Source organism: Paraburkholderia sp. RCC_158, assembly GCF_041355255.1.
GTDB classification, from domain to species: Bacteria; Pseudomonadota; Gammaproteobacteria; order Burkholderiales; family Burkholderiaceae; genus Paraburkholderia; species Paraburkholderia graminis.
The window spans coordinates 23,875-46,695 of sequence record NZ_JBFUPM010000005.1 but is presented as its reverse complement, the minus strand read 5'-3'; the positions used below and the strand labels follow the sequence as shown (position 1 = coordinate 46,695).

Genomic DNA, 22,821 nt, shown 5'->3' with positions numbered 1-22,821 from the left:
TATCCAGTGGGCGTGGTTGTTAAGAATCGACAGTGTCGGATGCGCCGGCCGATACCTTCCGTAGTTCGTCGGCAATGATCGCTGTTAGCGCTTCCGTAGCAGCACTTATCGGACGGCGAGGGTGACTGATTCGCACGATGTGCCGCACGATTCGCGGCGCAAGGATCGGATGCGCGCGCATGGTGCCGCGCTGCACCGAACGTTCGACCACGATGCGAGGAAGAATCGTGGCGAACCCGGTGTTTTCGACGAGCTTGACGATGGCGCTCAGAACATCGATCTCGAAACGGGGCGCCAGAAGCACGTCTGCGGATTGCGCGGCCGCGTCGAGCACGCCGCGCAAGCCGTGACGTTTTGTCGGCAACACAAGATCCAGTTCCTGCACTTGTGCGAGCTCAATGACGGGCGGCAATGTGGGTCCGCCATTCACGCCGGTTGCCAACACCATTTCTTCGTCCAGCAATGGCTCCGAGTCAAGAGATAAGCGGGCGCGTGGCCGGTTGATCAACGCGGCTTCAAGCTGTCCGCCTGTCACGAGATCGATAAAAGTCGCACTGTAGCCGTCGGCTACCGTTACTTCGACGTGCGGGTACTGCTCGTGAAAGCGCGAAAGCGCATCCGCAAGCACGCTCTCGCTGACAGACGCAATCAGTCCCAGGGAAACGTGTCCAGAGACGACCTCATCGCGCTGCATCAGTTGTGTCTGCGCTTGCTTGAGATCGCGCATGATCGGCAAATAAAGGCGATACATCAAACGACCGGCAGCAGTTGGAGTCATTCCATGTGCGCCGCGCTCGAACAAGGTCTGCTTCAACTCGTCTTCGAGCTTGGCGATCTGCATGCTCAAAGCCGGTTGAACTATGTTTAGCCGTTTGGCCGCACGAGTTACCGATCCGTCTTCGAAGAGAGCGATGAAGTACTGAATTTGTTTGAGATCCATTGGGCAGCGCTCGTCGTGATACCTGTTTCGCCAATCATATGCGCTGATACGCGATGAGTCGAGGTATCAACATGTTTGCCGGTGTACTGCGATTCGTACCGTTGGCGCGTATCAAAAGCCCGGTCCGTCTTCCCTTTTTTACTTGGTATCAAAACGGGGACTGTCTTGCATCAGTATCCGTACGGACATCAGTACTTCTGATGCCTAGGTTCAAAAATTAATATTATCGCTTATACCGTGGCGTCGATATTCTGCTCTTCAATCTGCCGGTGTTAGCACCTCCGAGGCCGGCAGCAATGGAGAGAGACTCAAAATGAATTCACGCGAAAGCTCGCCGATGACGTCCCTGGGCGCCCCGGCGAACGACGTCGGGCCTGCGCGCACCTTGCGTCACTGGCTTGCACATCTGAGTCGGAGCGGCCGCGTCGCGGCGATCGACAAGCCCGTTGCGCTCGAGCACGAACTCGCCGCGATCGCCAAGTGCCTGGACGGCACGCAGGCGGCCTTCTTCACGCAGCCGGGCGGCCATGCGGTGCCCGTCGTCAGCGGTTTCATGTCGAAGCGTGCGTGGATCGCGGAAGCGATGGGCGTCGACGAATCCGCGTTGCTCGCGCGTTTCTCCGCTGCGGCCGCCGCGCCGCTCGAATCGAAACTCGTCGGACGTGAAGAGGCGCCGTGTCAGCAAGTGGTGCATACGAGCGGCATCGATCTTCACGCGCTGCTGCCGATTCCCACGCACAGCGAGTACGACAACGGCCCCTACCTTACGGCGGGCCTCGTGATCGCGCGCAATCCGCTCACCGGCGTGCAGAACGTTTCGATCAACCGCATTCAGGTGCATGGCCAGAATCGCATGGCGATCCTGCTGCTGCCGCGGCATCTCTACGCATTTCATCGCGAGGCAGAAGCCGCAGGCGACGCGCTCGACGTGGCAATCGCGATCGGTGTCGATCCGCTCACGATGCTTGCGTCGCAAGCGATCACACCCATCGATCATGACGAGCTGGAAATTGCGGGCGCGCTGCATGGTGCGCCGCTGCCGGTCGCGCAATGTGTGACGAATGGTGTGCACGTGCCGGCGTTTGCGGAGATCGTCATCGAAGGGCGGATTCTGCCGAACGTCCGCGAGCCGGAAGGCCCGTTCGGCGAGTTTCCGAAGTACTACAGCGCGAGGGAAGCGCGCGAAGTCATCGAGGTGACCGCGGTGACGCATCGGCGTGATCCGATCTTTCATACGATCGTGCCCGCGGAAATGGAGCATCTGCTGCTGGGCGCAATTCCGCGCGAAGCAACGCTGCTCGCGCATCTGCAGCGCAGCCATCCGGCGGTGAAGGACGTTCATCTGTCTGTCGGCGGCGTGTGCCGCTATCACCTGTGGGTGCAGTTCGACAAGAAGCGCGAAGGCGAAGCGAAGAACGTCATTCTGTGCGCGTTCGGCGCGCATTACGACATCAAGCAGGTCGTCGTTGTCGATACCGATGTGAACGTGCACGATCCCGCCGAAATCGAATGGGCCATCGCGACGCGCTTCCAGGCCGACCGCGATCTCGTCGTGATCGAAGGCGCGCAGGGTTCGCCGCTCGATCCGTCCACGACAGTCGGCCAGCCCGACGACGCGCCGTCGCATCTGCAAGGCGTGAGCGCAAAGATGGGCCTCGATGCGACGCGCCCCGTCGTGTATCCCGCGCATGTGTTCACACGCGTGCGCATTCCGGGGCAAGACTCGGTGGATCTGCACACACTCGTCGCCGCTGACAACAGCGCGTTCGACGCCTACTTGTCGCGCGATCATGACTGAACGCAAGAAGCGCATCGTCGTCGGTATTTCGGGTGCGAGCGGCGCTGTGATCGGCGTGCGCCTGCTCGCCGCGTTGCGCCGCCTCGGCACGCACGAAACGCATCTGGTCGTGTCCGCTTCCGGCGCGGTGACGGCGGCGCAGGAACTCGGCCTCGCGCGCGGCGACATCGACGCGCTCGCCGACGTCGTGCACAACGTACGCGACATTGGCGCCGCGGTCGCGAGCGGATCGTTTCTGACCGAAGGCATGGTGATCGCCCCGTGTTCGATGAAAACGCTTGCGAGTGTCGCGAACGGCTTCGCGGACAACCTGCTCACCCGCGCGGCCGATGTGATGCTCAAGGAGCGCCGCCGCCTCGTGCTGGTCGCGCGCGAAACGCCGCTCAATCTCGCGCATCTGCGCAACATGACGCTCGCCACCGAAATGGGCGCGATCGTGATGCCGCCGGTGCCCGCGTTCTATGCGCATCCGCAGACCATCGAGGACGTGGTCGATCACACGGTCGGGCGCATTCTCGATCTGTTCGGTATCGACCATGAGGAAATTGCGCGCCGCTGGAACGGTCTTGCCGACGAATTCGGCGGCCGCGCCGCGCGTGAGGAGTAACGTCATGAATCAGCGCGAAACCGCATTTGCCGACATAAACGCGCGTGTCGCCGACAACGGGACGCGCGACGCGAGCACACCGCGGCGTCACATCGGGCGCTCGATGCAGCGCCTCGAAGACCCTGCGATCCTGACAGGCCGCGGTCGCTATGGCGACGACATCGCTGTGAAGCCGGGCACGCTGCACGCCGCGATTCTGCGTTCGCCGCACGCGCACGCGGAGATCCTGTCGATCGATACGCAAGCCGCAGCCAAAGTCGCCGGCGTGCGCGCCGTGCTAACGCGCGACGATCTGCGTGCGTGGTCGCGTCCCTTCGTCGTCGGCGTGAAGTCGCCAATGGAGCAGTGGGCGCTCGCGATGGACCGCGTGCGCTACGTCGGCGAGCCGGTCGCGGTCGTGATGGCGGAATCGCGTGCGCTCGCCGAAGACGCGCTCGATCTCATCAAGGTCGACTATGCGATGCTCGATCCCGTGACGTCGATCGAACAGGCCGCGAGCAACGAAGGCCCCGCGCTACACGAACGCGTGGGCAGCAACGTCATCAGCGACCGGCACTTCCGCTACGGCGAGCCCGAAGCGGCATTCGAACGCGCGCCGCATCGCGCGAAGCTGGTCGCGCATTATCCGCGCAATACCTGTGCGCCGATCGAGTGCGGCGTAGTCATCGCCGAGTACCTTTCCGGCGATGAAGGCTACGACGTCACGTCGAATTTCATGGGACCGTTCTCGCTGCACGCCGTCATGGCGATGGCGTTGAACGTGCCCGCCAATCGTCTGCGTCATAAGGCACCGCGCGATTCCGGCGGCAGTTTCGGCGTGAAGCAGGCCGTGTTTCCGTACGTGGTGCTGATGTGCCTCGCGTCGCGCAAGGCGGGCGCGCCGGTGAAATGGGTCGAGGACCGGCTCGAGCATTTGAGCGCGGCCACATCGGCGACCGCGCGCCTCTCGACGATAGAAGCGGCGGTCGAAGCGGATGGCCGCATCGTCGCGCTGTCCTACGATCAACTGGAAGACGTCGGCGGCTACGTGCGCGCGCCCGAGCCCGCGACGTTTTACCGGATGCACGGCTGTCTGACGGGCGCGTACGCCATCCCGAATCTGCTCGTGCGCAACCGCGTCGTGTTGACCAACAAGACGCCGACCGGACTCGTGCGCGGCTTCGGCGGACCGCAGGTGTACTTCGCGCTGGAGCGGCTGATCCAGCGCATCGCCATCGAGTTGAAGCTCGATGTGCTCGACGTCTATCGCCGCAACTTCGTTCCCGCCGATGCCTTCCCGTATCGCGCGGCAGCGGGCGCGCTGCTCGATTCGGGCAACTATCAGGAAGCGCTGCGCCGTTCGATCGACGATGGCGGATACCACGAACTCGTCGCGCGCCGCGACGCCGCGCGACGCGCAGGGCGGTTCTATGGCATAGGCTTCGCGGCGATCGTGGAGCCGTCGGTCTCCAACATGGGCTATATCACGACTGTGATGCCCGCCGACGCGCGCAAAAAAGCCGGACCGAAGAACGGCGCGATCGCGAGCGCGACGGTCAGCGTCGATCTGCTCGGGGGCGTGGTGGTGACCATCGCGTCGACGCCCGCAGGCCAGGGCCACATGACGGTGTGCGCGCAAGTCGTCGCCGACGTGCTCGGGCTCGATCCGAAGGACATCGTCGTCAATGTCGAGTTCGATACCCACAAGGACGCCTGGTCGGTCGCGGCGGGCAATTATTCGAGCCGCTTCGCGGGCGCGGTGGCAGGCACCGTGCATCTCGCCGCGACGCGCGTGCGCGACAAACTCGCGCGCGTGCTCGCCAGGCAGTTCGACTGCGCGGCGAACGACGTGCGCTTCGAAGGCGGGCGCGTCTATCCGCGCGACGCCGCCGACCGCGCGTTGCCGTTCGCGCGCGCAGCGAGCAATGCGCCGCACTGGGCGCCCGCGCTCTTGCCCGAAGGCGAAGAGCCGGGCCTGCGCGAGACCGTGTTCTGGTCGCCGCCGCACATGGATGCGCCCGACGAGCACGACCGCATCAATACATCGGCGGCGTATGGCTTCGCATTCGACATGTGCGGTGTCGAAGTGGATCGCACGACCGGACGCGTGCGCATCGACCGCTATGTGACCGTGCACGACGCCGGCACCATCCTGAACCCCGCACTCGCCGATGGCCAGATTCGCGGTGCGTTCGCGCAAGGCGTCGGCGCGGCGCTGATGGAAGAGTTCCGCTACGGCGCGGACGGCAGTTTCCAGTCGGGCACGTTCGCCGACTATCTGATGCCGACGACATGCGAAGTGCCCGATCCGCTCATCGTGCATCTGGAAACGCCTTCGCCTTTCACGCCGCTCGGCGCGAAGGGCCTCGGCGAAGGCAACAACATGAGCACGCCGCCGTGCATCGCGAATGCGGTGGCGGATGCGCTCGGTGTCGAAGACATTCGCTTGCCGCTCACGCCGCCCAAAGTGATGGCGATGATCGGCATCGACGATCCCGAACCGTCGCGGCCGGAATATCGCGAAGCGCCTGCCACGAAGCCCGCGACGCCCGGCGGCGGACGCGCGCTGACGGCGCAGGGCGCGGTCGATCTGCCCGCGACGCCCGAAGCCGTGTTCGCCGTGCTGCTCGATCCGAAGGCGCTGGCGAACGTTATTCCCGGCTGCCACGTGCTCGAAGAAACGGCACCGAACCAGTATCGCGCGGACGTGACCGTCGGCGTCGGCATGATCAAGGCCCGTTTCGAAGCGCGTATCGGCTTGTCGGAGATCGAGGCGCCGCGTCGCCTGCGTCTCGCGGGTGCGGGCATCTCGCCGCTCGGCAGCGCGCGCGGCAACGGTCTCGTCGAACTGACGCCGCACGGCAGCGGCACGCGGCTCACGTACGACTACGAAGCCCAGGTGTCGGGCAAGGTCGCCGCGGTCGGCGCGCGCATGCTCGAAGGCGCTGCGAAGGTCGTGCTGAAGCAGTTGTTCGAATCGCTCGGACGGCAGGCGGCGGGCAAGCCGGTAGAAGCGCACGGATCGTGGATCGCAAGACTCCTCGCCCGTTTCAGGAGACCCACATGAAGCCCGCACCGTTCGATTACCTGCGCGCGATGACCACGCAAGACGCGCTCGACGCGCTCGCGCAATACGGCGAAGACGCGCGCGTGCTGGCAGGCGGCCAGTCGCTGATGGCCGTGCTCAATATGCGGCTCGCACAGCCCAAGGTGCTCATCGACATCTCGCGTACTGCCGAACTCGATGCCGTGCGCGTCGACACGCAAGCGGGGCATCTCGTCGTGAACGCCGCGGCGACGCAAGGCAGCGTCGAATGGCGCAGCACGCTCGCCGACGAAGCGCCGCTGCTCGCGATGGCTTTCCCGCATATCTCGCACTTCCAGATTCGCAATCGCGGGACCGTGTGCGGTTCGATCGCGCATGCGGACCCGAGCGCGGAGTTGCCACTCGTGCTTTCCGCGCTTGGCGGCGACGTGATGCTGCGCTCGCGAAGGAAGCGCCGCACGCTCGCCGCGCAGGACTTCTTTCAGGGAATGCTGATGACCGCGCGCGAGCCGGATGAACTTGTTGAAGCGGTGCGCTTTCCGCTGCGCCGCCCGGGCGAGCGCTACGCGTTCACGGAATTCTCCGCGCGGCACGGCGATTTTGCGATCGTCGCGTGTGCTGCGGTCGTCACCGACGAGTCGATCCGTATCGCAGTCGGCGGCGTCGCGGACCGGCCGGTCACTGAGCAATGGCCTCGTCTGCAGGGCGACGACCTGCGCGGTGCACTGAACGATTTGAGCTGGAAACTGAACGCACAGGACGACGCGCACATCGGCGCGAAATATCGCCGGAATCTGGTGCGGCAACTCGGATGGCGCGTGATCGAGGAGGCAAAGTGAGCAAGACGGACACCATCATGCGGCACGGCGAAGCGCAGCGGATCGCGCTGACGCTGAACGGCCGCGAACGAAGCGGCCATTGCGAGCCGCGCGAACTGCTGTCGGACTTCATTCGGCACGAACTCGGCGCGACGGGCACGCACGTCGGCTGCGAGCATGGCGTATGCGGCGCATGTACCGTGCAGGTCGATGGCGTCGCGGCGCGCTCGTGTCTGATGCTTGCCGTGCAGGCCGATGGCCGGCGTATCGATACCGTCGAGGGCCTCGCGCCCGATCAGACGCTTGGCGACCTTCAGCAGGCGTTCCAGCGGCATCACGCGCTGCAATGCGGCTTCTGCACGGCGGGAATTTTGATGTCGTGCGCGGATTATCTGCGGCGCGTGCCGAATCCATCCGAAGAGCAGGTGCGGCAGATGCTGTCGGGTCATATCTGCCGCTGTACGGGTTACACACCCATCGTGGCCGCGGTGCTCGACGTTGCGGCGCGCCGCCGGGCCGAGGCAGGCACGACGGAGGTCGAACATGCTTGATCTCGGACGCACGTTCCTGCAGAGCGTCGAGCGTAGCCCGCACGCGCTCGCGCTCGTCGATGGCGATGTGCAGCTGACCTACGCGCAGTGGCATCGCATGATCCTGAGTGTCGCCGACGGTCTGCGCGAACTGGGCCTGCAACGCGGCGACCGGCTGCTCGTCGTGCTGCAAAACCGCTGGGAAATGGCGACGCTGCATTGGGCCGGACAGTTTGCAGGCATCGTCATCGTGCCGATCAACTGGCGCGCGAAGCCGGACGAACTGGACTACTGCGTGACCGACTCGGGAGCGAAGGCGATCGTCTACGAACCCGTCAGCGCGGGTGCCGTCGCGCAGAGCGCCGCCGCACAAAAAGTGCCGCGTATCGGACTCGACGATGCTCCTGGCCGCACCGCCGCCTTCGATACGCTCATCGTCGAACGAACGCGCAGCGGCGCTGCGAGCGACACGACGCACGCCACCGCCGACGACATCTCGCTGATCCTCTACACATCGGGCACGACGGGCAAAGGGAAGGGCGTGCCGCGGCGGCATCGGCACGAACGCGCGGGCGCGCTCGCGCACGTCGCGCAGAACCTGTACCGGCGCGGCGAACGCACGCTCGGCGTAATGCCGCTCTATCACACGATGGGCGTGCGCTCGCTGCTCGCGATGGCGCTCGTGGATGGCCTTTTCGTCTGCGTGCGGCGCTGGAACGCGAAGCTCGCGCTCGAATGCATCTCGAAGCACGCGCTCACCTGCCTCTATCTGGTCCCGACGCTTTATCACGATCTGCTTGCCGACAGCGCGTTTCCGAACACGGATACCTCGTCGGTCAGAAAGCTCGGCTTCGCCGGCGCACCGATGAACGACGGCCTGCTCAAGCGCCTCTCGGCCGCGTTCGAGCCGGAGCTGTTCGTCAACCACTATGGTTCGTCCGAGGTCTACACGTTCAGCATCGATCAGGATGCGACCAGGAAACCCGGCAGCGCGGGCCGCGCGGGCATCAATACGCGGCTGCGCGTGGTGAAGCTCGATGCCCTTTCTCCCGATGAGATCGCCGACACCGGCGAAGAAGGGCAGATCATCGTGGACCTGCTCGGCGACGAAGCTTTCGAAGGCTACTGGCATCGTCCGGACGCGGATGCGAAGAGCTTGCGCGACGGCTGGTACTTCACCGGAGACACAGGCTATCTCGATCGCGACGGCGATCTCTATGTGACGGGCCGCGTCGACGACATGATCATCAGCGGCGGAGAAAACATCTCGCCGGTGGATATCGAATCGGTGTTGTCGCTGCATCCCGCCGTCGACGAAGTCGCGGTCGCAGGCGTCAAGGACGAGCGCTGGGGCCAGCGCGTGGTTGCTTTCATCAAGCGCCGCGAGTACATCGATTCGGAATCGCTCGATGCATGGTGCCGCCAGTCCGATCTCGTCAACTTCAAGCGTCCGCGCGATTACGTTTTCGTCGACGACATTCCGAAGTCGCCGGTCGGCAAGATTCTGCGCCGCAAGCTGCAAGCGGGCGAGTACACGACCGATTCGAATACGCAGGCCGCACGACCTGCAGAAACCACAATCACCAAGGAGTAACCCACAATGAGCGATCTCAACCATCGCGGCCAGACGCTGCTGCAAGACCTCGACGGCTTCTCGGTCGATATCGACGCGCAGCGCGAGCGCGCGGACATCGTGCTGCACCGTCCGCCGTTCAACGTCATTTCGATGCACGCACGCGACCAGTTGCGCGCCGTGTTCGAAGCCCTCGACGAGGACGACCGCGTGCGCGTGATCGTCGTGCGCGCGAAGGGCGAGCACTTCTCGAGCGGCGGCGACATCAAGGGCTTTCTAGAAGCGTCGCCGGAACACGTATCGAAGCTCGCGTGGAATATCGCGGCGCCCGCGCGCTGCTCGAAACCGGTGATCGCGGCGAATCGCGGCTTCTGCTTCGGCGTGGGCTTCGAGTTGTCGCTGGCATGCGATTTCCGCATCGTCACCGATACGACGTTTTATGCGCTGCCGGAGCAGAAGCTCGGCCAGATTCCCGGCTCGGGCGGCTCGGCGCGTTTGCAGTCGATGGTCGGCATCGGCCGCACGAAGGACATCGTGATGCGCTCGCGCCGCATCCCGGGCAAGCAGGCGTACGACTGGGGCATCGCGGTGGACTGCGTAGCCGATGCGGAACTGGAGTCGGCGACCGATGCGCTTGTCGACGAACTGCGCGCGTTCTCGCCGCTCGCGCAACGCACCGCGAAGAAGCTGCTGAACGATACGGAAGACTCGCCGCTCTCGATTGCGATCGAACTCGAAGGGCATTGCTATAGCCGGCTGCGCGCGTCGGACGATTTCCGCGAGGGAGTGGAGGCTTTCCACGGCAAGCGCAAACCGGTGTTTCGCGGCAGCTAGGCCCGAAGCACTCAACTATCCGCAGCGCAACAACAAACAAACATGACGCCGCGGAGAACGGCTACCGGCCACAACTTGACGTTTCTGGCGACGTACATTGAAGGAGACAATTGATGGAAACGACATTAGCTGGCGCGCGGAATACGGCGACGCAAAGCAATAGAAGCATTGTTATAGCCGCCGCCGCATCCTGTTTTGGATGGGCGCTCGACCTGTTTGACCTGTTCATTCTGCTGTATGTCGCGCCTGTCGTCGGCAAACTGTTCTTTCCATCGGATCATCCAACGCTGTCTCTCGCAGGCGTGTATGCGTCGTTCGCGGTGACGCTGCTGATGCGGCCCATCGGCTCCGCTCTCTTTGGATCGTACGCGGACCGGAATGGGCGCAAGCGTGCAATGCAGATTGCCGTGTTCGGCGTGGGCATAAGCACGGCCGTGTTTGGGACGCTGCCGACGATTGCACAGGCTGGTGTCATAGCGCCAATCCTGTTTGTGCTTCTTCGCCTGGTGCAGGGCGTGTTTGTGGGCGGTGTCGTTGCTTCCTCGCACACGTTGGGGACCGAATCCGTGCCGCCTCACTGGCGCGGCGCGGTTTCGGGCCTGATCGGCGGGGGTGGGGCGGGCATCGGCGGACTGCTTGCCTCTATTGTCTTTTTCATCGCGTCGGCGCTGTTTCCGGGTCCGCAATTCGAAGTGTGGGGATGGCGCGTCATGTTCTTTGCCGGATTGATAACCTCGCTCCTCGGCGCGCTGTTGTTCCTGAGACTCGAGGAGTCTCCGTTCTGGAAAGAGCAGCATGCGCGAAAGGCTGCACGCAAGGCCGCCGTGTCGAAGCAATCTTCGCCGCTGCGAACGCTCTTTTCCGCCGAATATCGCCGGGTCATGATCGTCAACGTCATCATGACAACGTCCAGCGGTGCAGGTTATTACCTCTGCTCTGGCTATTTGCCGACCTTCCTGAAGGTCGTCAAGCACCTGCCGAACGGTACGACTTCAACCATTCTCATGGCGACCGGTTTGCTTTCAATAGCAGCAGCGATAGCAATCGGTGCGGCGAGTGACTTTTTCGGCCGCAAAAAAGTATTCATCGGAGCGGGTGTTCTGCGCCTTGCACTGCTTCCCATCCTGTACATATTGATGACGAAGACAGACAGCGCGCCTCTATTGGCGGGCTACACGCTGCTCCTCGCAGTTCTTGGCGGGGCAAGTTACGCGCCGCTGCTGATCTTTCTGAATGAGCGCTTCCCCACAGCGATTCGGGCGAGCGGCACCGGGCTTTCGTGGAATATCGGATTTGCGCTTGGCGGCATGATGCCGACGTTCGTCTCGCTTCTCTCAGCAAACGAGCAGCAGTTGCCCGCGACGCTGTCGTGGTTTCTTCTCGGTGTTTCGGCGCTCTTCCTCGTCGGGGCATTCATCGTCCCGGAAACACGAGGCAACCTGGAGGTGAGCCGAAGAAGCGAAGCCGGCATGCCTGGAGCGTGACGATTAGCGATGCGAAGCTTTGTGCTGGACGGGCGACTGACGAAACTCTGACTGTTTTTCAAAAGACACGTATGGCAAACGAAAACCGGGACATTACCGGCGCACGCATCGTGGTCGATGCATTGCGTGCGCAGTCGGTCAACACGATCTTCACCGTTCCAGGCGAGAGCTTTTTGGCGGTGCTGGACGCTCTGTACGATGTCGCAGATGACATCAAGCTCGTGGTTTGCAGGCACGAGAGTGGAGCCGCGAACATGGCGGAGGCGCATGGCAAGCTGACCAATCGACCAGGCGTCTGTTTCGTGACGCGAGGGCCAGGAGCGACAAACGCATCAATCGGAATACACACCGCGCGGCAAGATTCCACGCCCATGATCGTTTTTGTTGGGCAAGTCGCACGCGATACGCTCGAGAGGGAAGCGTGGCAGGAAATCGACTACCGGCAGATGTTTGGCCAGGTGGCCAAGTGGGTCACTCAAATCGATTCGGCAGCCCGGATCCCCGAGTTGATCAGCCGGACCTTCCACGTCGCAACGTCGGGCCGTCCAGGGCCTGTGGTGATCGCCTTGCCCGAAGACATGCTCGTTGAGACGGCACCAGTAGAAAAGGTCGTGCCGCCACTCCCTTATCAGACGATCACGATGCAACCGGCGAGCGAACAGTTGGCCCGCGTTGAGAAGCTGCTGTCCGAGGCATGCAAGCCGATCGTTCTTCTCGGCGGCGGGGCCTGGAGCCGCGAGGCCTGCGACGATCTGCGCCAGTTCGTGACCAGGTTCGATTTGCCGGTTGTCTGCACATTCCGGCGACAAGACCTGTATGACAACCGCGATCGACATTACGCCGGCGAAGCGGGTCTGGGAATGGATCCGGCGCTTGCCGCGCGCTTACGGGAAGCAGATTTGCTGCTTGCGATTGGACCTCGCCTCGGCGAGACGAGCACACTCGGCTACGAGCTTTTTTCTATCCCAACGCCGGCAGTCAAGCTCGTGCATGTGCATCGCGACGCGAACGAACTGGGACGTGTGTACCGGGCGGATCTCCCCATCAATTCGGGCATGGCGGAATTTGCGCGGGCCGTCGCCAGGCTTGAATCGCCGACAAAGCCCGTGTGGGCCGAATGGACGCAAGCCGCGCACGCCGACTATGAGGCTCGACGCGCGCCTCCCCCTAATAGCGGTTCAATCGATCTGGGCGCTGTCGTGTCTCACATCGACGAAGCGTTGCCCGAGGATGCGATCGTAAGCAACGGCGCGGGCAACTATACTCTTTGGGTTCAACGATTCTTCCGTTATCGCGGTTGGCGCACTCAGCTTGCTCCAACGAGTGGCGCGATGGGATATGGATTGCCCGCCGCCATCGCCGCGGCGCTTCAGAAACCTGATCGGCCTGCGGTCTGTTTCGCCGGAGATGGATGCTTCCTCATGACCGGTCAGGAGTTGGCAACTGCCGTGCAGTACGATGCGCGAGTCATTGTGATCGTTGTCGATAACGGCATGTACGGCAGCATTCGAATGCATCAGCATCGTCACTATCCTGGGCGGGTCATTGGCACGACATTGCAGAGTCCCGATTTTGTCGGACTTGCCCGCGCTTATGGTGCTTACGCGGAACGCGTTGAGCGCACGGTGGACTTTCCAGACGCATTCCAACGCGCACGCGAGGCAGGCCGCCCGGCAGTTCTCGTCCTGCGCACCGATCCCAACCTGCTCACGCCAAATATGATTATCGGTCCGGGGGTCTGATGCGTCTCAGCAATCACCTGTCGATCGCGGACCTGGAGCGAAGCGCGTCCCGGCGGCTACCGGCCAGCATCTTCGGCTATGTAAGCGGTGGGGCGGAAGACCACCGCGCCGTAGTGGGAAACCGCACGGCTTTCAATCGTTGGGTACTCGTACCGAGAATGCTCACTGGCGTCGCCGAGCGCTCGCAGGAAGTGGAGATTTTTGGGCAACGTTACACGTCGCCGGTGGGAATAGCGCCGATGGGGCTCGCCGGGCTCTGTGCCTATGAGGGTGACCTGCAACTCGCGGCGGCCGCTCGCGACGCGAAAGTGCCCTTCGTTCTGAGCGCAGCGTCGACCGTTCCCCTCGAAAAGGTGGCAATGGCAGCACCCGGCAGTTGGTATCAGGGGTATTTGAGTGCCGAGCGATCGACGATCACGCCATTGCTCGCGCGTATCGAAAGGGCCGGGTTCGGTGTTCTCGTGATTACGGTTGACGTGCCATTGGCCGCGCAACGGGAAAACGAACTGCGCAACGGTTTCAGCGTACCGCTGCGGCTAAGCCGCCGCCTGGTCTATGGTGGTCTGGCAAGGCCCAGATGGCTTCTGTCGACGTTTGGACGCACGCTGCTTACGCAAGGTATTCCGCATTTCGAAAACTTCACGGCCAACCGGGGCGGACCGATCATCACCGGCGCGACCGGCGACCACCGCAGTGGCCGTGCAGCGCTCTGCTGGAACGACATCCACTGGATTCGAAGTCAGTGGAAAGGGACACTGGTGGTGAAGGGAATCCTTCATCCCGACGATGCCCTCCGGGCCAAACAGGCAGGCGCGGACGGTATTATCGTTTCCAATCATGGCGGGCGGCAGCTCGACGGCGCGCTTGCCACGCTCGATGCGCTTCCGGCCATTACTGCCGTTGCCGGCGACATGCCGGTTATCCTCGATAGTGGCGTTCGCCGCGGCACAGACGTTAAAAGGCGCTGTCGCTGGGAGCGCGTATGGTCCTCGTGGGCAGACCAGCGATGTACGGCCTGGCCGTCGGCGGTCATGCGGGCGTTCGGCATGCGTTGCAGTTGCTAAGAAGAGAGATCGACGTAGACCTCGCATTGCTGGGATGTCCGAGGATCGAGAAGCTCAATAGGGACTTTGTTGTGCAGGTTTCGCGTGAGTCGTGGCATGCGGCTCATGGATAGTGAATATCTGCCCATGCAATCACGCAATTGAACGAACCACGCCCCCATCGACGCGCAATGCTGCACCCGTCGTGGCGGACGCCTGCTCCGAGCATGCATACACAACCATGTTCGCAACTTCGTCCGTAGTGGCGAAACGATTGATCAGCGATGTGGGCCGCGAGTTCTTCAGGAACTGTTGTTCAGCCTGCTCTTGCGTGATCCCTTGCTCTCGCGCGGTCGCCTTCATCCAGTTCGACAGGATTTCAGAGTTGGTCGGGCCGGGCAGCACGGCATTGACGGTCACGCCCGTGCCGGCAACCAGTTCGGCCAGCCCCCTCGACACCGCGAGCATCGCGGTCTTGGTCACGCCGTAGTCGATCATTTCTTTCGGGATGTTCAGCCCTGACTCGCTACTGACGAACACGACGCGCCCCCAGCCCTGCTTCGCCATTTTGGGCACGTAATAGCGGGCGGTGCGAACGCCACTCATCACGTTGAGCTGGAAGAGGTCGAGCCATTCGCTGTCGTCCTGTGCGAAGAAGTCGTTCAGCCGCGCTGTCCCTGCGTTGTTGACAAGAATGTCGGCCCCCGGCGCTTGTGCAAACAGGGCCGCGCAGCCTTCGGGTGTCGCGACGTCGGTGGCAATGCCGGTGAGTTCGGCAGTCGGCAGAATGGCGCGCATCTCGCGCAGCGCCGCATCGACCCGCTCCTGGGTTCGGCCATTAAGTACGACCGCAGCGCCTGCGCGCGCGAGCCCTTCGGCAATTGCCCGTCCGATGCCGGCAGTGGAGCCCGTAACGATTGCCTTGCGGCCATTGAGTTCGATCTTCATAGCGCTTATCTCCGTTCTGCTTCTACTTCTAGTTCTGCTTCGGCGGCCCGGGCGAGGCATTCGACCCAATCCTGGTGATAGCGATAGAGCGCGCCAGGATGTCTGCTACCGATCAGTTCCACAAAGAACTGGCCTTGCTGTGTCTCTTCGGTCAGCAGATGACAACCTTCTTTCGTCGGCGTGATCACCCAGCCGTGATACGCGCTCGAACCCGTTTCATCGCCATCGACCGTTGTGGCCCACGCGAGCCGGCGATTCGGCACGCATTCAGTGACGACCAGTGACATCGGATAGCCGACCGTCACGCGGCTGTAGCGTGTGCCGAGCGCGAGTTCCGACTCGCCGGACAATATCCGGACCTGATCTTCGGCCGGAAAGTATCGCGACCAGCGCTCGGCGTCGACGAGCAGTTTCCAGACCACTTCCGGTGGCGCTTTCACGTCGATGTCGTTGAGCGCGTAAATTGCCGAGGTACGCGGGTCATAGCGTTCCGGCCAGTTGACTTTGTCGATCATGTATCGAATCCCTCTTTTTCGGTTGGGTTAGCCGCGGGAATGCTCACGCGCAGTGGCGATCTGGGCGAGGTTCCTGAGCAGCTTCTCGTGGGTGAGCCAGAACGCATCGGGTGCCTGCTTCGCGAGTTCCAGCCAGTGCGGTCCCTGCATCGTCTCTTCGGTCCACAGATGACACCCGCTTGCGGTAGGCGTGATGATCCAGGCGTGGTAGGCCCTGGACGCTGTGGAGACCTTGGGATAGCCGCCCCACGCGATGCGGGTCATCGGCTCGAACTCCTGCACGGATGCGAAGACGTCCTGGCCGGCGAGGTTCGTCTCGAATGTCGTACCAAGGCCAAAGTGATCGCCTCCGTCAAGCGGCTGCACGTGCTGAACACCGGGATAGAAAGCTGGCCAGGAGTTGAAATCGGTGAGCAGGGACCAGATTGTTTCGACGGATGCCGAGACCTCGAGCTCGTTGGTGAAATGGATCGGAGAGCGGCTCGGTTTCATCTCCTCAGGCCACTTGATTGTTTCGTACATGGTGGTTCTCTAACGGGTGAGCGATGGATTGTGATGCTGCCGAGTGAGGCCCGGCGCGGGACTCACTCGGGTTTGATGAGATTCTGGAAGATGAGCGGTGCCCAGTTGCGGCCTCTCGCCTGTACGAGCGAGCCGCCTACGCGGAGCGAGCCCAGTTCATCTTTGTGCTCCTGCTTTGAGTTAGCTTGCGGAGAATAGTAATTTGCGCCGAATCGAATGATAATCACGCGAACTATCATAGGATCTATTCCACGCTGGAATTAGTTGTCGAATGGACGTAGCCGGAGTCGCGGGATGGATCGGTTTGACGAATTGAACGCATTTTTTGCCGTCGTGGAGGCAAGCGGCTTTTCCGCAGCCGCGCGAAGGATTGGCGAGTCGCAGTCCGCCATCAGTAAGGCCGTGAACGCGCTGGAAAAGCGCCTCGGCGTGGCGCTGCTCCATCGCAGTACGCGCAAGGTGACGCTGACCGATCAGGGGCGGCTGTACTACGACCGCATGCGTCCACTGGTGGACGAAATCCAGGTGGCGGATAGCGAGCTGACCAGCACCACGCTCGAGGTTTCGGGCCTCATCAGGATCGCGGCGCCGTCGACGTTCGGTCGCCTGCACGTGCTTCCACTGATTCCCGGATTGCTGGCGCGACATCCTGGCTTGCGCATCGATATGGTGCTGTCGGACGCCGTGCGGGATATGGTGGAAGACAGGATCGATCTTGCGATTCGCGTGAGTCCCGCTGAAGAGCCCGATTCGGTGGTGCGTCGTGTGGCTGCCACCTCACTCGTGTGCGCCGGATCGCGCCGTTACTTCGAGCAGCACGGTGTACCCCGGACTCCTGCCGATCTCGCGGATCACAACTGTCTGGTCTATGGCGAGATGACGGACTGGCCGTTCGTCGGGCCGCAGGGGCCGTTCAGTTTGCCGGTGCGGGGCAATCTGTCGTCCAATAGCGTGGAGACGATTCTTGCGGGCGTGCTGGGCGGCGTCGGCATCGGCATGTTTCACCGCGCCTCGCTGGTCGGCGAGTTCCAGCAATCGGACATCGTCACCGTACTGGATGATTTCGTACAGCAGCCAAGGGAGGTCAGCTTGATCTGGCCCAAGCGACGGTTTGTGCCGACCCGCGTGCGCAGTGCGACGGATTTTCTGGCCGGTGCGCTCGCGGAGCGGATTTAGCTCCAGGACGGTTTGCCTGCCAGCGGGCCGCATGCCGCCACGCTGTTCCAGGGCTGCGGTTACTCGTCCCCACGGGTCAGGGTTGGCGTTTGCCGCGGCCACCAGCGAGTTTGCCAGCCGGCTTGGCTGAATTCGCAGCTGGTTTGCTGGCGGCTTTGCTGCGCGGCTTTTGCACGCTGAATGGACTACCGCTGGACAACCTTGTGGCTTTATCTGCCGCCACTACGCGCTGCGCTGCAGGCTTGCGTTTGCTTTCGCCAATTTGCGGGCGCGGCTTTTTGCTGGTCAGTTGGCTGGCGCCCGGCGCAGCCTGTGGCGCTTTGGGCTTCTTGGGCTTTTTGGGTTTCTTGATGGTCTCGCCCATCGCGCTGGTTTGCGGCACGCGGTGTTCGGCTTCAAAACCCGGCTCCTCTTCACGGCGCAGCGTTTGCCGGATCAGCGCTTCAATCGCGGCCAGTTGCGGCGCTTCGTCGGCACACACAAGGGACACCGCTACGCCGCTGGCGCCAGCGCGGCCGGTACGGCCAATGCGGTGCACATAGTCTTGCGCCACGATCGGCAGATCAACGTTGATCACCAGCGGCAGGTCGTCGATATCCAGCCCGCGCGCAGCCACATCGGTGGCGACCAGCATATTGACTTCGCCCGTCTTGAAGCGCTCGAGCGCACGCATGCGCGCGGGTTGCGGTTTGTCGCCGTGGATGGTGTCGACCGCATAGCCCGCTTCATCCAGCATGGCCGCCAGGTAATCCACGCCATTGCGGGTCTTGACGAACACCAGCGCGTGCTCCCAGTTGTTCTGAGCCACAAGGTGCATGAAGAGATCAGGCTTGTTCCTTTTATCCACCGGCACCACCCACTGCCTGATTTTGCTGGCCGTGGCATTGGGCGGGCTGACGCTGATGTCGACGGGGCCATGCAGAATGCCCGCCGCCAGGGCGCGGATATCATCCGTAAACGTGGCGGAGAACAGCAACGTCTGGCGCTCTGCGGGCAACGCAGCGAACACAGCGTTGAGCTCGCGCGCAAAGCCCAGATCCAGCATGCGGTCGGCTTCATCCAGTACCAGCGTTTGTACCTGATCGAACTGCACTGCGTTCTGGCGATTGAGATCGAGCAAACGGCCCGGCGTGGCAACGAGCACGTCCACGCCTTTGCGCAACTTCATCATCTGCGGGTTGATGCTCACACCGCCGTAGGCGGCCAGAAATCGTAAATCGAGGCCTTTACCGTAATCGATAAAGCTTTGCAGCACTTGTTCAGCCAGTTCACGGGTGGGCACCAGCACCAGAACACGCGCGCGGTTGCTCGACACCGCCGGACCTTGTTGCACCAGCCGTTGCAACAGCGGCAGCGCAAAACCCGCCGTTTTTCCAGTACCGGTTTGTGCCGCAGCCATGACGTCCTTGCCACTCAGCACAGCAGGAATCGCCTTGGCCTGCACCGGCGTAGGTGTCTGGTAATTGAGGTCCCGCATGTTACGCAGCAAGGGATCGATCAGGCCAAGCGACGCAAAAGACATTGGCGTATTCCTGTCTAAAACCGCAGATTCTAGCGGTTACCGCCTGATTGCGCCGCGCTGACAAGCTGTACTACGAGACACCGTTGAGCAGTACTGCCGCCAGTGGCAGCGCAAATTGCATCAACAGCGAAGGCGCCACTGGCCGCAACCAGCCACATCCCGCCAGGACGAAAGAAGGGCGGCTCGGTGCGAAAGTGAATGGGTCGGCCAATGGCCCGGTTAATGGCCCGGTTGCCAGCGCAGGACCGGGTGACTCGCGCCGGCCGGCATGACCCACGCGCCGGTCGGTCCGAAGTCCCAGCCGACGAAGCTGGCCGGATCGCTCATCTGCGCGGTGGTGAGGCCGTTGGATGCCGGCAGTTGCGGGCCGGTTCCGGCGCTGACGCTGCGGGTCGTCGTCTGTTTGTCCCAGTAGACGTTGGCGGAGATCCCCGCGTTGGGGTCCGGGTGGTTGTACGCCGCGATGCCGCCGAAGCTGGTGGGCGTATCCGGCGGCGCGCAGCAATAACCTTGCACCAGCCCGGCCGCAAACGACTGCTCGATTGTGCCGGCGTTCTCATAGACGAGGCCGCCGGTGCTCAGACTGCCATATGAGGTGCCCGTTGCATACGACTGGGAGATGCTACCGCCGTTGAAGCCTGCCAGCGCTCCGGCCACGCCGTGATTGCCCGCACTCGCAACGCCGGTTGCATAGGATTGCAGAATTGTCCTTTCATTGAGGCCGACCAGTCCGCCGAGCAAACCGGCCGACCCGACGAACGCGCTGCTCCACGAGCGCTCGATCAGGCCGTCGTTGCGTCCCACCAGTCCACCGCTCGTCGCACCTTCGAACGATGCGGTGCCGCGCGTCCCGCTCGTATAGGCGTACGTGATCGTGCCCTGGTTCAGGCCGGCCAGAATGCCGAAAGCGATTCCCGCTGGAAAATAGACATACGTGCTGAGCTTCGCATTCGTCATCCCCACATTGCGCACGACTCCCGTCGGCCCGATCACACCGAACAGTCCCAGCCCCGGCACCGGCGAACCTTGTTCGCGCTGTGAAAACCTGTCTATAACGTGGCCCATGCCGTCGAATTGTCCGGAGAAGGGAGTGGTGGCATTGCCGAGCGAAGAGAAAGCGAATGAGGTATCGGTCGCACTGGCGTCGAGATCTTTGCCCACCGCATAGTTGCCCGCGAGGTCGAGCGAGACGTTCTGCAGGTCGGTCAACGAATTGACCAGCTTATAGCCGGTCACCTGCGTGACGAGACCGCTATACGGAGCCGCTGTCCATGCGGCGTTTGCGAGATTTGTCCCGGCGGTATAGCTGCCGTTCATGTCGTAGAGCGCGCGGACGATGCCCGTACTCTTCGACCAGTCGATCGTGCCGTTGTTGATGACGCTGCCGCCGTTGTCGATGCCCGATGCGTCGGCGCGCAAGGTCAGATTGCCTGCGCCGTCGTTCGCGAGGGTCGTACTCGTCGCTATGGAGACGTCGTGGTAGGCGGCAAGCGTGAGAGAAGCGGGACCGTGCCAGCGCACGCTCGATGCGACACCCAGGTCGCCCGTCGCGCCGTTGGCACCCGTCGCGGTGATATCGACAGACGTGCCCGAGTTCAGGCTGCGCCGCAACGCATGCGCAGCGGCGCCGTCGATTGTGAAAGCAGGCGTCGAGAGATTCCACAGGCCTGCATGCACCACCGCGTGCCCGCCCAATTCCAGTTGCGCCGCTTGCGTGTCGACCGTTCCGCCGCTGCCGTCGGCGTTGCTTGCGGCGATCTTGCCGAACTGCCCGACATGGCCGCTGTCGGCAACGAGCCACACATGGCCGTCGCGGCTCGCGGTGCCCGTCGCGCGGATACGCGTGCCTCTGCCTGCCAACGCATACACGTTGCCGTCGGCGGCCTGCAGACTGACCTGCGCGGCGGTTATCCGCCCCTTGTTGGAGACCGTGCCCTGACTGCCTGTCTGCACGAACACCTGCTTGCTGCCGGCCGAATCCTGCAGCAGCACCTGCTCGCCCGTGGCCAGCTCCGCCGTGCCGTTGAGCGCTGCGACCGTGCCGGCGTTGACGACGTCGTGTCGCGCAATCAGGAATATGTCGCCGCCGCTCGAACTGATCTTGCCGAGATTGATCACGGATGCGTTCGAGGTGCCCGACAGCGTGAGCGATCCTCTGCCCTGCATGAAGGCGTCGTTGCAGATGTCCAGCGTCGACGCAACGAAACGTCCGCCGGTCGTAATAACGCCCGATGGTCCGACGACGATTCCCTGCGGATTGATCAAATAGACGCTGCCCGTCGCACCGAGCCTGCCGAGGATGGCAGAGGGTGAACCACCCGTCACCCGGTTCAGCGTCGCCCCGGAGCCGTTATCGAACGTGACGCTGTTGGTTTTGCCGATCGAAAAGCTGTTCCAGTCGATCACCCCGCGCGTTGAACCTGGCTGCGTGATCAGGAGGCCGTTGCCCTGGCTTGCGATCGCGCCGGTGCCGGCCACATATGTGCCGCCTTGTGGAAGGCCGCCCGCCGCGAGCGCCACAGGTGTCAGGGACTGCCCACTCAGCGAAATGCCGATGGCCAGCAGGAAGGCTGCGTTTGAATGTTGACGCCGCAGTGTGCGTCGCGCAGGCCGAGGAAGTTTTGGACGTGACATACACCCCTTCTCCGCGTACGAGCGGAAGGGCTGCAGATGACCCGCAGAGCCGAGCGCAAATGCGTTGGTCACAGCGTCTGAAGAATAGCTGCTGGCCCTGTGCATGCCTGCCGATATCTCTGCGTTTTGCGCCTTATTTGCGCCTTATTGTCGCAAGAGCCAAAGACGCTGATCGAGCGTCGGTGCGGCTCTGCGGGCGAGGCAAAGACGTCTCGAGCTATTGCAACGGTGAGTATCCATGGTCGACCCTGCGCGAGAGCAGCCGACCACTAAAGATTCGAAACAGCTTTCATTTTTCGAGGCCTAATGCGCGGCAGTCCAGCGGCGTTTCCGAGGCTATTGCTCAATTTTTGCGGTCTATTGTGCAGGGACAAGTGACAATGCACGCGCCGCGCAGCCTACGAGATTCCGGGTTGATTTGTTGAACGGTTAGTCATAATATTGGTTGCATGAAGCCAACCGGTCAACCCCATTCGTCGCCGAAGAAGGCGGGGCCTATCGGCTCGCGCGGCCGGCCACGCGAGTTCGACACGCACGCCGTGCTCGCCAGCGCAAGCCAGGTGTTCTGGAACCACGGCTATCACGCCACCTCCATCGACGACCTTTGCAAAGCCACCGGTCTGCAGCGGGGCAGTCTGTACGGCGTATTCGGCGACAAGCACGGCATCATGCTCGCCGCGCTCGATCATTACGCCGAGGGTTCGGTGGCGCGTCTCGCCGAGCGGCTGAACGCGCCGGTGCCGCCGGAAGAGGCGCTGCGCAACGCATTGCTGCATTACGCGCGGGTCGCCTGCGGGTTGTCCGGCGAGCGGAGCTGCTTCATCACCAACACCACGCTCGAAATGCAGCCCGGCGACGACGAGTTGCGCAGCCGCGTCGCCGCCATCCAGCGCCGCATGGCCACGTTGCTGGCCGCATCGGTGATCCGCGGTCAGGCAAGCGGCGCATTCAATTCCACGCTCGACGAAAAAGCCGTCGGCGATTTCCTGCTGTGCGTCATGCAGGGTCTGCGTGTGCTGGGCCGCGTCGCCCATAAGGAAGACGCGCTGACCGGCATCGTCGATGTCGCGATGCGGGCCCTCGTCTAAATTTTTTTGCCGATTTATTGAA

17 protein-coding genes and 1 pseudogene are annotated in these 22,821 nt (G+C 62.8%); 12 read left to right on the top strand and 6 right to left on the bottom strand.

The window, feature by feature from the left end:
• Positions 1–19: 19 nt before the first annotated feature.
• Positions 20–940 (bottom strand): LysR family transcriptional regulator, encoded by a 921-nt coding sequence (locus AB6809_RS11770; RefSeq protein ID WP_029965707.1) that lies wholly within the window; start codon positions 938–940, stop codon positions 20–22.
• Between the two features lie 337 nt (positions 941–1,277).
• On the opposite strand from AB6809_RS11770, the gene AB6809_RS11765 reads away from it, so the two are divergent.
• From AB6809_RS11765 to AB6809_RS11720, 10 genes and pseudogenes are all read left to right on the top strand, one after another.
• Positions 1,278–2,738, top strand: coding sequence for a UbiD family decarboxylase (locus tag AB6809_RS11765; RefSeq protein ID WP_371026832.1), 1,461 nt, complete (start codon positions 1,278–1,280; stop codon positions 2,736–2,738).
• Positions 2,731–3,345, top strand: coding sequence for a UbiX family flavin prenyltransferase (locus AB6809_RS11760; protein WP_006046921.1), 615 nt, complete (start codon positions 2,731–2,733; stop codon positions 3,343–3,345). Before AB6809_RS11765 ends, AB6809_RS11760 begins: the two co-directional genes overlap by 8 nt.
• A gap of 4 nt (positions 3,346–3,349) precedes the next feature.
• The gene (locus AB6809_RS11755; protein WP_371026726.1) at positions 3,350–6,391 is read left to right on the top strand and encodes a molybdopterin cofactor-binding domain-containing protein; all 3,042 of its coding nucleotides are present in this window, start codon (positions 3,350–3,352) and stop codon (positions 6,389–6,391) included.
• On the top strand, positions 6,388–7,209 hold the full coding sequence (locus AB6809_RS11750; RefSeq protein ID WP_029965701.1) for a xanthine dehydrogenase family protein subunit M: 822 nt from the start codon (positions 6,388–6,390) through the stop codon (positions 7,207–7,209). The genes AB6809_RS11755 and AB6809_RS11750 overlap by 4 nt, the downstream gene beginning before the upstream one ends.
• Positions 7,206–7,739: a (2Fe-2S)-binding protein gene (locus tag AB6809_RS11745; RefSeq protein WP_053859196.1), complete on the top strand. Its 534-nt coding sequence runs from the start codon at positions 7,206–7,208 to the stop codon at positions 7,737–7,739. Before AB6809_RS11750 ends, AB6809_RS11745 begins: the two co-directional genes overlap by 4 nt.
• Entirely contained in the window at positions 7,732–9,312 is a 1,581-nt protein-coding gene (locus tag AB6809_RS11740; protein WP_029965697.1) for an AMP-binding protein, read from the top strand. The genes AB6809_RS11745 and AB6809_RS11740 overlap by 8 nt, the downstream gene beginning before the upstream one ends.
• Before the next feature lie 6 nt (positions 9,313–9,318).
• Positions 9,319–10,125 (top strand): enoyl-CoA hydratase/isomerase family protein, encoded by an 807-nt coding sequence (locus AB6809_RS11735; RefSeq protein ID WP_006046926.1) that lies wholly within the window; start codon positions 9,319–9,321, stop codon positions 10,123–10,125.
• A gap of 113 nt (positions 10,126–10,238) precedes the next feature.
• Entirely contained in the window at positions 10,239–11,609 is a 1,371-nt protein-coding gene (locus AB6809_RS11730) for an MFS transporter (RefSeq protein WP_029965696.1), read from the top strand.
• 71 nt (positions 11,610–11,680) lie between these two features.
• A complete protein-coding gene (locus AB6809_RS11725; RefSeq protein ID WP_029965693.1) occupies positions 11,681–13,351 on the top strand; it encodes a thiamine pyrophosphate-binding protein in 1,671 nt (556 codons plus the stop codon).
• Positions 13,351–14,528 (top strand): annotated as a pseudogene (locus AB6809_RS11720) (alpha-hydroxy acid oxidase). The gene AB6809_RS11725 and the pseudogene AB6809_RS11720 overlap by 1 nt, the downstream one beginning before the upstream one ends.
• A 19-nt stretch (positions 14,529–14,547) precedes the next feature.
• Here the strand turns inward: AB6809_RS11720 and AB6809_RS11715 are convergent.
• From AB6809_RS11715 to AB6809_RS11705, 3 genes are read right to left on the bottom strand one after another with little or no spacing between them, the layout of a single operon-like run.
• Positions 14,548–15,342, bottom strand: a complete 795-nt coding sequence (locus tag AB6809_RS11715; RefSeq protein ID WP_029965692.1) for an SDR family NAD(P)-dependent oxidoreductase — start codon at positions 15,340–15,342, stop codon at positions 14,548–14,550.
• 5 nt (positions 15,343–15,347) lie between these two features.
• Positions 15,348–15,857, bottom strand: a complete 510-nt coding sequence (locus AB6809_RS11710; protein ID WP_029965690.1) for an SRPBCC domain-containing protein — start codon at positions 15,855–15,857, stop codon at positions 15,348–15,350.
• Between the two features lie 27 nt (positions 15,858–15,884).
• Positions 15,885–16,379 carry an SRPBCC domain-containing protein gene (locus AB6809_RS11705; protein ID WP_029965688.1) on the bottom strand — a complete coding sequence of 165 codons (495 nt, stop codon included), beginning with the start codon at positions 16,377–16,379 and terminating at the stop codon, positions 15,885–15,887.
• 294 nt (positions 16,380–16,673) lie between these two features.
• Here AB6809_RS11705 and AB6809_RS11700 point away from each other — a divergent pair, with 294 nt between their 5' ends.
• Positions 16,674–17,555 (top strand): LysR family transcriptional regulator, encoded by an 882-nt coding sequence (locus AB6809_RS11700; protein WP_029965687.1) that lies wholly within the window; start codon positions 16,674–16,676, stop codon positions 17,553–17,555.
• Between the two features lie 76 nt (positions 17,556–17,631).
• Here the strand turns inward: AB6809_RS11700 and AB6809_RS11695 are convergent, their stop codons facing one another.
• Complete coding sequence (locus AB6809_RS11695) at positions 17,632–19,077, bottom strand: DEAD/DEAH box helicase (RefSeq protein WP_029965686.1); 1,446 nt, start codon at positions 19,075–19,077, stop codon at positions 17,632–17,634.
• 219 nt (positions 19,078–19,296) lie between these two features.
• Positions 19,297–21,711 carry a filamentous hemagglutinin N-terminal domain-containing protein gene (locus AB6809_RS11690; RefSeq protein WP_371026725.1) on the bottom strand — a complete coding sequence of 805 codons (2,415 nt, stop codon included), beginning with the start codon at positions 21,709–21,711 and terminating at the stop codon, positions 19,297–19,299.
• Between the two features lie 449 nt (positions 21,712–22,160).
• On the opposite strand from AB6809_RS11690, the gene AB6809_RS11685 reads away from it, so the two are divergent.
• Positions 22,161–22,799, top strand: a complete 639-nt coding sequence (locus tag AB6809_RS11685) for a TetR/AcrR family transcriptional regulator (RefSeq protein WP_006046939.1) — start codon at positions 22,161–22,163, stop codon at positions 22,797–22,799.
• Positions 22,800–22,821 lie beyond the last annotated feature (22 nt).